This is a genomic window from Halomonas alkaliantarctica (genome assembly GCF_029854215.1).
In the GTDB taxonomy this organism is placed as follows: domain Bacteria; phylum Pseudomonadota; class Gammaproteobacteria; order Pseudomonadales; family Halomonadaceae; genus Vreelandella; species Vreelandella alkaliantarctica_A.
This window is the reverse complement of the sequence record NZ_CP122961.1, coordinates 3870373-3884271: the sequence shown is the minus strand read 5'-3', so window position 1 is coordinate 3884271 and position 13899 is coordinate 3870373. Positions and strand designations below refer to the sequence as shown.

13 protein-coding genes and 1 pseudogene are annotated in these 13899 nt (G+C 53.2%); 7 read left to right on the top strand and 7 right to left on the bottom strand.

The window, feature by feature from the left end; all coding sequences use genetic code 11:
* Nucleotides 1–121: 121 nt before the first annotated feature.
* From QEN58_RS17805 to QEN58_RS19540, 4 genes and pseudogenes are all read right to left on the bottom strand, one after another.
* The gene (locus QEN58_RS17805) at nucleotides 122–1171 is read right to left on the bottom strand and encodes a hypothetical protein (RefSeq protein WP_280104931.1); all 1050 of its coding nucleotides are present in this window, start codon (nucleotides 1169–1171) and stop codon (nucleotides 122–124) included.
* 222 nt (nucleotides 1172–1393) lie between these two features.
* Nucleotides 1394–1657 carry a hypothetical protein gene (locus QEN58_RS17800; RefSeq protein ID WP_280104930.1) on the bottom strand — a complete coding sequence of 88 codons (264 nt, stop codon included), beginning with the start codon at nucleotides 1655–1657 and terminating at the stop codon, nucleotides 1394–1396.
* Between the two features lie 267 nt (nucleotides 1658–1924).
* Nucleotides 1925–2161: pseudogene (locus tag QEN58_RS17795) on the bottom strand (IS30 family transposase); the annotation flags it as partial.
* A gap of 309 nt (nucleotides 2162–2470) precedes the next feature.
* Nucleotides 2471–2635 carry a helix-turn-helix domain-containing protein gene (locus QEN58_RS19540; RefSeq protein ID WP_425270335.1) on the bottom strand — a complete coding sequence of 55 codons (165 nt, stop codon included), beginning with the start codon at nucleotides 2633–2635 and terminating at the stop codon, nucleotides 2471–2473.
* A 155-nt stretch (nucleotides 2636–2790) separates the two neighbouring features.
* On the opposite strand from QEN58_RS19540, the gene QEN58_RS17790 reads away from it, so the two are divergent.
* The 4 genes from QEN58_RS17790 (at nucleotide 2791) to QEN58_RS17775 (ending at nucleotide 8009) form a co-directional block, all read left to right on the top strand.
* Complete coding sequence (locus QEN58_RS17790; RefSeq protein WP_280104929.1) at nucleotides 2791–3798, top strand: aldo/keto reductase; 1008 nt, start codon at nucleotides 2791–2793, stop codon at nucleotides 3796–3798.
* 251 nt (nucleotides 3799–4049) lie between these two features.
* Nucleotides 4050–6203 (top strand): catalase/peroxidase HPI, encoded by a 2154-nt coding sequence (katG, locus tag QEN58_RS17785; RefSeq protein WP_280104928.1) that lies wholly within the window; start codon nucleotides 4050–4052, stop codon nucleotides 6201–6203.
* A 128-nt stretch (nucleotides 6204–6331) separates the two neighbouring features.
* Nucleotides 6332–6520, top strand: a complete 189-nt coding sequence (locus QEN58_RS17780) for a hypothetical protein (protein ID WP_280104927.1) — start codon at nucleotides 6332–6334, stop codon at nucleotides 6518–6520.
* Entirely contained in the window at nucleotides 6513–8009 is a 1497-nt protein-coding gene (locus QEN58_RS17775) for a sodium:solute symporter family protein (RefSeq protein ID WP_280104926.1), read from the top strand. Before QEN58_RS17780 ends, QEN58_RS17775 begins: the two co-directional genes overlap by 8 nt.
* Nucleotides 8010–8037: 28 nt before the next feature.
* Here QEN58_RS17775 and QEN58_RS17770 read toward each other — a convergent pair whose 3' ends face one another.
* From QEN58_RS17770 to QEN58_RS17760, 3 genes are read right to left on the bottom strand one after another with little or no spacing between them, the layout of a single operon-like run.
* A complete protein-coding gene (locus QEN58_RS17770; protein WP_280104925.1) occupies nucleotides 8038–8988 on the bottom strand; it encodes a 5-oxoprolinase subunit C family protein in 951 nt (316 codons plus the stop codon).
* A complete protein-coding gene (gene pxpB / locus QEN58_RS17765) occupies nucleotides 8985–9689 on the bottom strand; it encodes a 5-oxoprolinase subunit PxpB (RefSeq protein WP_280104924.1) in 705 nt (234 codons plus the stop codon). The genes QEN58_RS17770 and pxpB overlap by 4 nt, the downstream gene beginning before the upstream one ends.
* Nucleotides 9686–10438 carry a 5-oxoprolinase subunit PxpA gene (locus tag QEN58_RS17760; protein ID WP_280104923.1) on the bottom strand — a complete coding sequence of 251 codons (753 nt, stop codon included), beginning with the start codon at nucleotides 10436–10438 and terminating at the stop codon, nucleotides 9686–9688. Before QEN58_RS17760 ends, pxpB begins: the two co-directional genes overlap by 4 nt.
* 357 nt (nucleotides 10439–10795) lie before the next feature.
* Here QEN58_RS17760 and QEN58_RS17755 point away from each other — a divergent pair, with 357 nt between their 5' ends.
* From QEN58_RS17755 to QEN58_RS17745, 3 genes are all read left to right on the top strand, one after another.
* A complete protein-coding gene (locus QEN58_RS17755; protein ID WP_280104922.1) occupies nucleotides 10796–11779 on the top strand; it encodes a TRAP transporter substrate-binding protein in 984 nt (327 codons plus the stop codon).
* A 104-nt stretch (nucleotides 11780–11883) separates the two neighbouring features.
* On the top strand, nucleotides 11884–12447 hold the full coding sequence (locus QEN58_RS17750) for a TRAP transporter small permease (RefSeq protein WP_280104921.1): 564 nt from the start codon (nucleotides 11884–11886) through the stop codon (nucleotides 12445–12447).
* Nucleotides 12448–12569: 122 nt separating this feature from the next.
* Complete coding sequence (locus QEN58_RS17745; protein ID WP_280104920.1) at nucleotides 12570–13874, top strand: TRAP transporter large permease; 1305 nt, start codon at nucleotides 12570–12572, stop codon at nucleotides 13872–13874.
* Nucleotides 13875–13899 lie beyond the last annotated feature (25 nt).

Genomic DNA, 13899 nt, shown 5'->3' with positions numbered 1-13899 from the left:
CCCCTGGTTTGGCACTAGCCGGTAGCTGGCCAGGATAGGTTGAAGCGTTGGCTCTACGATGCCTCGAAGGGGGCGTTCTCGGCCCCCTCGACGTTCAGTTGTCTTCATTAAATATGAAAAACTATAGCTGTTTCTTGTATTTCTTGATACTAGCAATGAAGTTTAAAATAAATACAAGAATGACACCAAGCATACTCCCAAAGACTAAGCTAAGAGCAATTATCAATGAAGACCTTGGTGACTCCGGGCCGTTAGGCTGATAGGCCCAATGAATTGCCGAAACAATATCGATCTCACTTGGCGAAATAATGTTAGCGGACAGTATTTCATTTTGAGATCTGAGGTTGTTGTATTCCTCAATAAAGGGAGTCTGGTTTTCTCGGTTAGTAATGGTTTCAATTGTACGGTTGTTTATAAGCTGCTGGAGCTGGCTTTCTATATTCCTGATTTCTTGTGTATTAGCATCCTCTTCGAGGTTTTGTTCTATCACCTCGCGTTCCGCGCGAAGAGCATCAACGCCCATGAAGTAAAGTGGGAGACCTCCTCGTGAGTTTATCTCCGTATAAATAACATCCCGATCTTGTGTTTGTCTTCCTAGGTCTCTAGGGGTGGTAGGTTTTTCGATGCCTAGATTAGAAGCGATCTGCTCGGCATGTTCAAGAATACGGACCCTTTCTTCACGAGAAGCAACGACAGATTGTTTTTCTGCTTCCAGGCGGTCTTCTAACTCTGCAATTCTGATTTTGTCTTCTTCTTGCAGTATTTCTATGCGTGCAGCTATATCATCTTGGTGGGCTCTTAGGTGAGCATCCATCTTTGCTTTGTTTCTATTAATTGCATTGTCAACGGCTCGGGAGGCCCTGTCTACAAGGACCTGGGAATACATTTCCTCTGTCCACCTGAAATACTCGTTGAGGATCTGCGGGCCATTCGTTTTTTCGTTGTATTGAAGTGACAGGGTGCGAGGGGCCTCATCTTCTCTGGGGGGAGTGATGCTAATTTGATTAAAAAAGAATGACCTAATCTGAGAGTCAGTGTCTAACTCATCTTGTATTATAGAGTTAATGGCATCAGGTTTTATTTCGTAAAAAGACCTGAAGTTCTCATAGCTTGAAAGGCGTTGGCTAAATTCTTCAAGGGCCTGAGATTCTGAGTAGCTTGTCTCCGGCATACTATTGAGAACGTTAAGCCCGCCATGTGTGGAAGAGTAGGTTATATCGGTTGAATAAGTTGGAGTTGATATAAAATAAATATATAAAAATCCAATTAGCACACAAAAAAACAATGCTCAATGCTATCCATTTCCATCCAGCGTAGACTGCAAGTGCTATGTCTCGCAAGTCTATCTCATCATCTCTTCTTTCATTATACTCGGCGTAGTTTTCAGAAGCGTTCATTCTTGGTCCTTAGATTTTGCAACGAGAATATAGGATAAGGAAAGGAAATGTACTGATAAAAAAATAGAGCCGCCCATGATAGGCAAGTTATCACTTGCCATGCTTGAGTATGCGTAATATCCAGATGCTAAGAGTAAAAGTGAGAATATTAAAGATGGTCGCCACATTTTAGAATATATGAGAGCGAAGCCAGGCACCGAAATTGTTATGGGAATTACTAAAGCTGCTTCTAATAGCTTTCCTTCTTTTCCTTTTTTCATCCTAGTTCTCGTGATTAATTTAATTAATGTAATGCTAACTAATTAGCATTATTTTCATAACCCCATGCTTATTAATTGTATCATTATCAAAGCAAGATTTGGATAAGGTGATTGGGCTTAGGGAGGCGGAAAGGACTGTCGATCTAGGCTGGAGCAAGATGCGCTGGAGTAGAGGACTGGTTGGAACACATGGAAAGGTGGGTAATTTCAGCTTCGTGGTCTGCGGACAGAGGGAGATAAAAAGGGCCCTTTAAAGCCTGAATTCAACTAAAGTGCAGCACCTACGGTTTCTAGTGCTCCTGAGTATTCACCTAAGAACACCTGTGGTGGTGGTCGGTATCCCAGTCGCTTTCTTGGTCTATCGTTTAGCTTATTGACGACACTTCGTAGCTTGGCATTGGTCACTTTTTGGAAGTCAGTACCTTTAGGAAAATACTGCCTAATCAGGCCATTGGTGTTTTCATTGGTACCACGCTGGCATGAACGGTACGGGTCGCAAAAATAGGTCTTTTATGGCGCCGTTCTTCCATCTCTATTAGGGCGCTGCTCGATGCCTACTCGGTGAGGGATTTTGCCTAACCCCGTCCGCTTAGCCAATTGGTGCTGATAGCGTCGCTGGCGTGGCAGTCGGAGCCGTTTCCATAAGGTTCCGCCGTGTTTTTTGTCGTCCCAGATTAACGCATAGATCCATTGATGGCTTACGCAGACCCCGTTGGCATTGGCCATAAAACCACAGATTTGTTGAGGGCTCCATTCGTCCATCAATTGACCAGTAACCCAGCGAATCAGGCTTAGCAGTCGTTTAGTCACTTTTCATGCGCTATGTCGACGCTGATCACTTGCTAATTGGGCCTGTTCAGGCGCATAACCATTGGTCAGACCATTACGTTTTGTCTCGCGGCTAATGGTGCTGCTGTGGACGCCAATGGCCTTGGCTATCTGTCGCTGGCTGATGCCGGTCTCAAGATAGGCAAAAATTTAGTATCGTTGGATTTGGGGCAGCTGTCGGTATCCCATGCTCTGCTTCACTTTGGTCGGTAAAGTCGAGAGAGTACCGGCGCTGGCCCTCCTTCCTCTACTTTGTGATCCAAAGTGCTGCGGTTATTCTATGAATCCAGGAGACGGGAGTTTCTATGTCGAATTTTTTCCAACGCCTGAACGCTGTCAATGCCCCTTCGATTGGTTTGGGCTGTATGAACCTCTCCCACGGTTACGGCAGTATCGTGCCGGAAAATGCGGCCTTACGGGCGCTGGATGAGGCCTTTGATATGGGCTATCGCCACTTTGATACCGCCACGCTGTATGGTGCCACGGCCAATGAACAGGTGGTCGGGCGCGCCCTGGAGGGCAAGCGGCACCAGCTTTTTTTGGCCAGTAAATGCGGTATGGCGATGGACCCCGAGTCAGGCAAGCGGGTGATTGACGGCCGTCCGGCAACCCTGCGCAAGCAGTGCGAAGCAAGCCTCGCGCGCCTGCGTACCGATCATTTGGATCTCTACTACCTGCACCGCTTGGATCGCCAAGTCCCCATTGAAGAGAGCGTGGGGGCGCTGGGGCGCTTGATGGAAGAGGGCAAAATTGGAGGCGTGGGGTTGTCGGAAATCTCTGCACTAACGTTGCGCCGTGCAGCAGTTGAATACCCTATCGCAGCCGTGCAGTCGGAATACTCACTGTGGACGCGCAACCCTGAAATCGCCCTGATCGATGCGTGCCGCGAGGTGGGTGCGGCCCTGGTCGCGTTTAGTCCTCTGGGGCGAGGCTTCTTAACCGGCGCCATCCAAGACCCAGCGCGTCTCGAAGAGGGCGATATGCGCCGTAACATGCCGCGCTTTAGCGCCGATAACTATCCGCATAATTTAAAACTGTTTGAACGCTTAGCGGCGCTGGCGCAGGCTTTAAGCGTCACACCGGGGCAGCTGGCACTGGCGTGGCTGAAGGTCAAAGGCGACGATATTATCCCCATTCCGGGTACACGCTCCCCTGACCACATGCGGGAAAACTTGGCGGCGGAAACGCTGCGCCTGGATGTCACCACAATGCAGCAGTTGGATGCCATGATGACGTCAGAGCAGGTCGCGGGGGCGCGCTACAGCGAGGTGCAGCAGGCGGATATCGATACGGAAGAATTTGAGTCACAGTAATTCACGTAAATTGGCGATGTATAAAAACTATTAGAACGGTCGCAAAAAGCAAATTGTGCCTATGAAAGATCTGCTTTAAAACAGTACCAAGTGAGTGAAGCGCCCTTTTCCTGCATAGCAGGCAAAGCAATAGCACCATGGTAAGGGCGCTCACCGTCAGTTGGCTTGGTAGCGGCTCTTTCACCATAAACAAGACGAACGCAACCAAGACACAAGCAGTTAAGACAAAATGACGTTAGAGGGAGAGAGCTATGAGTGGTAAATGTCCTGTAATGCACGGTGGTAATACCTCCACAGGCACGTCTAACAAAGACTGGTGGCCTGAAGGGATTAACCTGGATATCTTGCACCAGCATGATCGCAAAACGAACCCGATGGATGCTGATTTCGACTATCGGGAAGAGGTCAGAAAGCTCGACTTTGACGCGCTCAAACAAGATGTCCACGCGCTGATGACTGACAGCCAGTCGTGGTGGCCAGCTGACTGGGGGCACTATGGCGGTCTTATGATCCGCATGGCATGGCACTCTGCTGGCACCTACCGTCTTGCTGACGGCCGTGGCGGCGGTGGTACCGGAAGCCAGCGTTTTGCACCACTCAACTCCTGGCCGGATAACGTCAGCCTCGATAAGGCGCGTCGTCTACTGTGGCCGATCAAGAAGAAGTACGGCAATAAAATCAGCTGGGCCGATCTGATGATCCTGGCCGGTACTGTTGCCTACGAATCCATGGGCCTGCCCGCTTACGGCTTCTCGTTTGGTCGTGAAGACATTTGGCATCCGGAAAAAGATATCTACTGGGGCGATGAGAAGGAGTGGCTGGCACCTTCCGACGAGCGCTACGCGGACGTTGAAAAGCCTGAAACCATGGAAAACCCGCTGGCTGCCGTGCAGATGGGCCTTATCTACGTTAACCCTGAAGGCGTTAACGGTGTCCCCGACCCGTTGAAAACCGCGCAGCAGGTACGCGAAACCTTCGCCCGTATGGCGATGAACGATGAAGAGACCGCTGCTCTGACTGCCGGTGGCCACACCGTGGGCAAGTGCCACGGTAACGGCGACGCAGCAGCGTTGGCCGCAGAGCCAGAAGCTTCTGACGTTGAGAACCAGGGCTTTGGCTGGGGCAACCCCACCATGGGTGGCAAAGCGAGCAATGCCGTGACATCGGGCATCGAAGGCGCTTGGACCACTAACCCCACCCAGTTCGACATGGGCTATTTCGACCTGCTGTTCGGACACGAGTGGGAACTGCGCAAAAGCCCGGCCGGTGCCCACCAGTGGGAGCCGGTGAACATTAAGGAAGAGGACAAGCCGGTTGATGCCAGCGACCCCTCTATTCGTCACAATCCGATCATGACCGATGCGGATATGGCCATGAAGATGGATCCGACCTACCGCGCCATTTGCGAAAAATTCATGGCGGATCCAGAGTACTTCAAGCAAACCTTCGCCAAGGCGTGGTTCAAACTGACCCACCGTGATTTAGGCCCGAAAGCGCGCTACATCGGCCCGGAAGTGCCCGCTGAAGACCTGATCTGGCAGGATCCTATTCCGGCTGGCAGCACCGACTACAGCGAAGAAGTGGTTAAGCAGAAAATCGCTGAAGCTGGTTTGAGCATCAGCGACATGGTCAGCACCGCATGGGACAGTGCCCGCACTTACCGCGGCTCCGATATGCGTGGCGGCGCCAACGGTGCCCGCATTCGCTTGGCGCCTCAGAAAGATTGGGAAGGCAACGAGCCTGCGCGTCTCGCCAGCGTATTAGCCGTGTACGAAAAGATTTCTGCTGATACCGGCGCTAGTCTTGCCGATGTAATCGTTCTAGCGGGCAGTTTTGCGATCGAAAAAGCCGCCAAAGCCGCAGGCTATGACGTTCGCGTGCCTTTCCTGAAAGGCCGTGGCGACGCTTCTGCCGAGATGACCGACGGCGAATCCTTCGAGCCGCTAGAGCCGCTGGCTGACGGTTTCCGTAACTGGCAGAAGAAAGACTACGTCGTGAAGCCGGAAGAGCTGCTGCTGGATCGCGCGCAGTTGATGGGGCTGACCGGGCCAGAAATGGTCGTGCTACTCGGCGGTATGCGTGTGCTGGGTACCAATTACGGTGGCACCAAGCACGGCGTATTCACGGATCGTGAAGGCCAGTTGACCAACGACTTCTTCGTCAACCTGACCGATATGGGCAACACCTGGAAGCCGGTGAGTAAAAACACCTACGAAATCCGTGATCGTCAAACGGATGCCGTTAAGTGGACCGCTTCTCGCGTTGACCTAGTATTTGGTTCTAACTCGCTGCTGCGCTCCTATGCTGAGGTCTACGCACAGGATGATAACGACGAGAAGTTTGTTAAAGACTTCGTCGCTGCCTGGACGAAAGTGATGAACGCGGATCGCTTTGACGTCGCGTAAGCACTTAACACGTTAGTGCTAGTAAATAACCCGCTTCCCAGGATGCGGGTTTTTTTATTGCGTGTTTATATGCTCAATTCTGGAATGAACGTTGCTAGTTATTTTGACGTAACCGAACGAGACGCTTTATGAAACGCAGTAAATGGATATGGCTAGTATGGGCAGTCGTCTTGCTTTGCTATGTGGTGCCTTACACCTTGTTGAGCCAAGTGTCGCAATGGTACGGCAGCTTTCTGTTTTGGGCATTTGCCGGGTTAGTCATCATTGCTCTGAACGTGTTTATCACCAAAGATTTCAAGGAACACAGTGATGACTGAATCGCTCATTTGGTGGTCCATTGCTATCTACTTATTGGTCGCTATAGGCATTGCCATTCTGTCGCGCCAAGGCCCTGCTGAAAGCATGTCGGGTTACTTTTTGGGCAACCGACAAATGAACGGCTTTGTCTCTGCGCTGAGTTACAGTGCCACTACCTACAGTGCTTTTATGATGGTGGGTTTGGCAGGCCTTACCTATGCCGGAGGCGTTGGCGCGCTAGGCTTTGAAATTATCTATTTTGCCGGTGTTTCGCTAGTGGCTATCTTTGGGCCCAAGTTTTGGGCGGTGGGCAAGAAGTTTGGCTTTGTGACCCCTAGTGAAATGCTGGGCCATCGCTACAACAGCAAACATGTTGCCATGGCTGTCTCAATTGCCAGCTGCATTTTCCTGGTTCCCTACTCGGCCGTTCAGCTCGCTGGGGTGGGTTACCTGCTACAAGGGATTACCGATGGAGCGATTCCCTTTACCGCCGGGGTGTTGATGGCCACGGTGATCGCTATCTTTTTCTCCTATATTGCGGGAATTCGTTCAGTCATGTGGACCGATTCGCTTCAGGCCATCATGATGATTGTGGCCTCAACGCTGGTGGCTCTCTTGGTCATTCAGGGCTTGGGTGGTTTCAGCGCGCTGTTCGATACGCTGGCAACAGAACGCCCCCAGTCGCTCACGGTGCCTGGCCCGGGGCTGTTCAGCTTTGTCACTTTCCTGGGGCTCACCATTCCGTGGTTCTTCTTTAGCCTGTCTAATCCGCAAGTCAGCCAGCGCTTGTTTATGCCCTCTTCGCTTCGTTCAATGCGCCACATGCTGATTGGTTTTTTGGTGTTTGGCTTTATTTACACCCTGGTCTCAGTGCTGTGGGGCTTCTCTGCCCTGGTCGCCTTTCCCGGTCTTGAGAGCGCGGATTTAGCTACACCAACGCTGCTGGCATCAACGCATGTACCGCCAGTGCTGGGTGTTATCGTGATGATCGGCATTATGGCGGCGGCAATCTCTACCATTGATTCCATCATGCTAACGCTGGCCTCCATGTTGTCTCGCGACGTTTATGCCAATTTAAAAACAAATGCCCAACCGAATGTCAGTGAAAAGCGCCAACTCCTGGTGGGTAAGTGTGTTGTACCGGTGATTGCCCTGATGGCACTGGGATTTGCCGAGCTGAAGCTGGATCTGATTGCGGTGCTTTCGGTGGCGGCATCTTCCGGGTTGGTGGCTATGGTGCCTGCCATTATTGGCGCTTTTTACTGGAAACGTGGCACCGCTATCGGTGCTCTGGCCAGTGTGGTGGGCACCAGTGCCTTTGTGCTGCTGATGTACGCCACCGGCAACTCGCTGCTGGGTTTACCTGCTGGCGTATGGGGCATCGTGGTAGCCAGTTTACTGTTTGTCGGCTTAAGCCTGGTGACAAAACCTCATCCTGCATCCAGGGATGCCTTCTTTATCGCCATCGCTGAGGAGCTGGCTAAAAAGCGCCCTAAGCCCATTTCCTAAAGAGCTATGTTCTTAAAGGCTAGGCACCTCAATCCCAAACCGTTAGCTGATTACGATAATCATCCTGTGCCTGGCTGGCGCTGATCGGGGTTAACCACACCTTGGTGCCAGGTAGGCATTGAGACAGGGTCGCGCAGGCCATCGGGGTGAGGGCACCTAGGCGCGGATAACCGCCAATCGTCTGGCGGTCATTCATTAGTACGATAGGTTGGCCGTCTGGCGGAACCTGTACCGCTCCAAAAGGGATACCTTCAGAAATAATCCCCGTGAGTGAGCCGTTTAGGGCTGGGCCGGTGAGGCGAATGCCCATCCGGTCGGCGCGGTTATCCACTGTCCAGGGCTGGTTGAACGCCTGAAATAGCGCGCGGCCGCTAAACGAGGCGATTTGCGAGCCGAGCACGATGGGTAAACGGTAGCCTGACGCTGGCATTTGCGGGCCTTGCCCTTCTGCGATACGGCGCGCCGCTGGGGCGGCACCTTTCCAGGTCAAGCGGTCGCCCACTTTTAGCGGTTTGCCATCTTCATGCAAGCCGCCTAGTTGTTCGCGGGCGGTGCAGGCGCGGCTGCCCAGCACCTCCGGCGCGTTTAGACCACCGGGAAAAGCGAGATAGGCGCGCAGGCCTTGGCGCGGCTGGCGAAACACTAAACGCTGGCCGGGTAGTAGCTTAAAGCTTGTATTGGGAGCGAGCGGCTTGCCATCCAGTTGGGCATCAAGATCAGCGCCGGTCAGCGCTAGGCGAACCTCGCTTTCGGTTTCAAAGCTTAAGCCACCGCCCATGACAATTTCCAGCGCGGCGCTGTTTAAGGCGTTGCCCAGCAGCCAGTTGGCCCATCGAAAGGAAATCCAGTCGGCAGCGCCGCCCTGAGTAACGCCTAAGTGGCCAACGCCAAATCGACCGGCATCTTGAATCAGCGCCAGTGGTCCCGCCTGTTTAACCATCATCCCTTTTTGCCTTTGATGCGTAGCGACTTGACTCATGAGCGCTCCTCCATGGGCGTAGTGTCGCCGCCGTCTGCTGCAAACTCTGACCGGGAGATCGCTCTAAATCGCACCTTGTCGCCCGGACGAAACAGCGGCTCGCCGCGTTTGGCGTGCTCGAAGAGCGGCACGTTGGTGCGACCCAGAATATTCCAGCCACCCGGTGAGAGCAGCGGATAAATCGCGGTTTGGCGGTCGGCTATGCCTACGCTGCCTGCGGCGACTTTGCGGCGCGGCGTTTTTAAGCGCGGCGTAGCGAGCGATTCGTCTACCAAGCCCATAAAGCCGTAGCCGGGGGCAAACCCCAGCGCGAACACGCAGTAGTCGTGGTTGCAGTGCTGCTCAATAAGCTCTTTGACGCTCAGGCCTGCGCGTTTGGCGACCAAAGGTAGCTCTGGGCCCACGCTTTCGTCGTACCAAACGGGGATATCGTGTAGCTCACCCGCTTGCGTGTCGACGGGTTTGAGGCCTGAAAGGGCCTGGTTAATCAGCGTGAAAGCCTTGGCATGATTCATTTGCTGGCAGTCGTAGTGCAGCAGTAGCGTTGTGTAAGAGGGCACTAGGTCAATTAACGCAGGGCCGAAAGCACTGCGCAACGCTTGGTCAGCGGCAATCACCCAGGCCATATTTGTTTCGTCGATGGTGTCGAACAGGCGCACCATCAGGGCATCCATGGCGGCGGTTTCAATAATGGGCTTCACGCCTGCTCCAGCGCCTGAAAGGCTTCACGAATAGCGCGCACAGCGGCCACCGATTCGGGGTTGTCACCGTGAACGCACAGCGTATCGCAGGGTAAATGCAGCGTTGTGCCGTCGAGCGCGGTGAGCGGCTCGCCTTTGGCCAGTTTGATGGCTTGGTCGACGATGGTGTGCTGATCGTGGTGCACGGCGTTGGGCAGGCGACGTGAGGCCAAGTGGCCGTTGGCGTCATAAGCGCGGTCAGCAAAGGTCTCGAACCACAGGGTGATGCCCAGCTTGGCGGCTAACTCACGGTGCGGCTCGGGGTCGGCAGTAGACATGATCATCAGCGGCAGGCTGGAATCGTAAGCGCGTACCGCGCGCATGACGCCTTCGAGCAGCGCCGGATTGGCTGCCATGTCGTTGTACAGCGCACCGTGGGGCTTGATGTAGCTCAGCCGTGTGCCTTCCGCTTGGCATATGCCCGCTAACGCACCTACTTGATAAAGCACCATATCTTCCGCTTCTTCCGGCGAACAGGCCATGGAGCGCCGCCCAAAGCCCATCAAATCCGGATAACCAGGATGCGCGCCAATGCGGACGCCATTTTGTACCGCTAGCTTGACGGTGCGGCGCATCACATGGGGGTCGGAAGCATGGAAGCCACAGGCGATGTTGGCGCAGTCGACGAAAGGCATCGCATCGGCATCTAGGCCGATAGTCCAGTTGCCGAAACTTTCGCCCATATCGCAATTAAGCAGGGGGATGGCCATAGCGACTCCTGTCGTTGATGCAGTGGGTGCGTTTACTTGGCTGGCGCTGAATTGTAATCCACCCCTAATATATAAACATGGCTTGCCCAGTGCCAACCGTTTGGGGAAATAATCACTAAGGACTGCTAACGGCTGGACACGACGCACTTATCACTTTACTGGTCGGCGTGATAACAGCGTTGGTTAAGGGGCACTGCTGGGGATGGTCTCAATGTTGCATGATTATATGTGATTCAATCGATGCAAGGGTTCATGGTATTGGTACGAGTTCCAGGTTTGTGGTCTTAAAGCGCTGCCAAGCCTATCCCCATACCACCGAAGTAACGCACTACTAAAATGAACAAGAGGGTACTTACGATGCGCAAAACATTAACGTCCACGCTGCTACTGGCCACGGCCTGCGGTTTAACGGCGACGGCACACGCCGCGGAATGGACCATGGCTACACCTTATGGTGATGCCAGTTTTCACACCCAGAACAACAAGCAGTTCGCCGAGGACGTGGCCGAAGCTACCGATGGCGAGTTAACCATTACTGTGCATAGCAGCGGTGCGCTGGTAGCACACGGGGAAATTAAACCGTCGGTTCGCCGTGGCACCATTGATGCGGGCGAGGTATTCCTTTCCATTCTTTCCAATGATGACCCTATTTTTGAAGTGGATACTTTGCCGGGGGTAGCGGGCAGCTACGAAGACGCCTACGCACTGTGGGAAGCGACCAAGCCGATGATCACTGAGCTGTTTGCCTATGAAGGGCTGATTCCGCTCTACGCGGTCGCTTGGCCTGCGCAAGGTATCTATACCTCTGAACCGCTTACTGACCCCGAGCAGTTTGAAGGCTTACGGGTTCGTGCACCCAACATCAATACCCAGCGTTTCATCGATAACTTGGGCGGTAGCCCCACCGAAACCGAAGAGTCCGATATCCCCACCGCGTTTAGCACTGGCCGTGTGGATGCCATGATCACCTCAAGCTCTACGGGTAATTCCATGGCGGCGTGGGACTACGTCACCGATTACACCAACGCTAACCTGTGGCTGCCAAAAAATATTGTCTTCATTAGCCAGCGTAGTTTCGATGGCCTGGATGAAGCGACGCAAAAGGCTTTAATGGAAGCCGCCGAGCGTGCTGAAGAGCGTGGTTGGGAGATGAGCCGCGAAGATAACGAAGCCAGCTTGGCCGTTTTGAAAGAGAACGGTATTTCTGTTTCTGAGCCTAACGAAGCCATTTCAGAGGCGCTTCAAGCCGCTGGCGATGAGTTATTTGAAGACTGGCAGTCACGTGCTGACGATGAAGCCAAACAGGCGTTGGAAACCTACCGCGAGCAACGCGACAGTTAAGCGCTGTTTTAATGTCTCTTACAGCGGGGGCAACGCCTCCGCTGCCTTTTCCCGTGTGCTTTTTCCTAAGTGCTGTTTCCCACGTACTTCGTGAGGCTGCGACCATGAGGTTTAAATTCGACAAGCTCTATCGGCTGGGTGCTTGGGGTGCGGCGGCCTGCATGGTCGCTATTTGCGCGCTGATCGCGCTTCAGGTGACCTTCCGCTTGCTAGATGCCCTGCTGGTGCTGTTCGGGCTGAGCCGCCTGGGTCTGGGTATTACCGGTGTTTCGGAAATTGCTTCTTATTTATTGGTGGGGGCGACCTTTCTAGGACTGGCCTACACCTTTGTGCATCACGCCCACATTCGCATGACGCTGTTGATAACTCGACTGCCGTCAGCTATCCGTGTGTGGTTTGAAGTGTTTTGTCTCATCATTGCCCTGGTGATCAGCCTAATGCTCAGTTACGGCCTAATTGGGCTGGCGAGAGAGAGCCTGCAATACAACGATGTGTCTTCAGGATTCGTGTCAATCCCGCTCTGGATTCCCCAGCTTGTGCTCGCGACCAGCGTAGGCCTGTTGTGTTTGGCGCTGGCAGAAGCTCTGTTTATGGCGCTTCGGATTGCCATTCGTGATCCGGCGAGCTTTCGCGAAGCGACTGCCCCAGATGAAAGCGAGGGCCACTAAATGGCGACGTTAGCTATGTTATTGAGTACGTCGTCTTGGTTGAGTACGCCGCGGTTAGCTAATTCATTATTAACCGGGCCACTGTTAACACTGCCTCTGCCTTTTAAACTGGAGAGATCCTCGTGCTGCTACTAAGTATCGTCACCATATTCACCCTCGTGATTCTGCTAGGGAGCGGGGTGTGGATCGCCTTTGCACTGATTGGCACTGCCTGGATAGCGCTAGCGTTCTTTAGCTCATTCTCGCCAGGCTCTATTTTGGCCTCAGATTTTTGGGGTGCCAGCTATGGTTGGGATCTCACTGCGCTACCCATGTTTATTTGGATGGGGGAAATTCTGTTTCGCTCCGGGCTTGCGGACAATATGTTTCGTGGCCTGTCACCCTGGCTAAACCGCCTGCCGGGGCGTTTACTGCATACCAATATTATTGGCAGCGGCATGTTTGCAGCAGTATGCGGTTCTTCGGCTGCCACCTGTGCAACAGTGGGTAAAATGACCCTGCCAGAGCTTGAGCGGCGGGGATACGACAGCAATATGGCAATTGGCACCTTGGCCAGCGCCTCGACCCTGGGGCTTTTGATTCCCCCCTCAATCGTACTGATCGTCTACGGCGTGGTCACCGAGCAGTCAATCTCCAGGCTGTTTATGGCCGGTATTGGCCCGGGGCTGATGATCCTGGCGATGTTTATGAGCTACCTCATTTTGTGGGCGCTGCTCAAGGGCAACCGCGAAGGGCTTACCGGTAGGGATGAATCTGGTATGAGCTTTGCTGAAAAGCTGCGCAATACTTGGTCGCTGGTGCCTATTCTGTTGTTGATCGGCGGGATTATCTTTTCGATCTATGGCGGGTTAGCGTCGCCCACCGAGGCCGCAGCGGTGGGCGTGGTGCTGTCGATTGTGATTGCGCGCTTTAACGGTCACTTTGACCGCGACATTTTTAAAAGCTCGCTGTTTGCCGCCGTGCGTACCGCCTGCATGATCGCTTTTATTATTGCCGGTGCGTCGTTTTTGACCTCGGCCATGGGCTTTACCCAGGTGCCCATGAAGCTGGCGCAGGCGATCGGTGAGATGGGGCTTTCACCCACCATGTTGCTGATTGCGCTGACATTACTGCTGCTGGTGATGGGCTGTTTTCTCGACGGCATTTCGCTGATCCTGCTAGTCACCGCGATTATCATGCCATTGGTGAGTGCCGCCGGTTTCGATCTGATCTGGTTTGGTATTTATCTGGTCGTGGTGGTCGAAATGTCACAGATTACCCCGCCGGTTGGCTTCAACCTGTTTGTGATTCAGGGGCTAACCGGTAAAGATATTCTGACCATTACCAAAGCCACACTGCCGTTTTTTCTACTAATGCTGGTGGCGATTGCCTTAATGCATATCTTTCCGGATATCGCTCTCTATCTACCTGAAGCAATGAATCGGTGAGGCGCTCGTATAGGAAAAGTGTTAA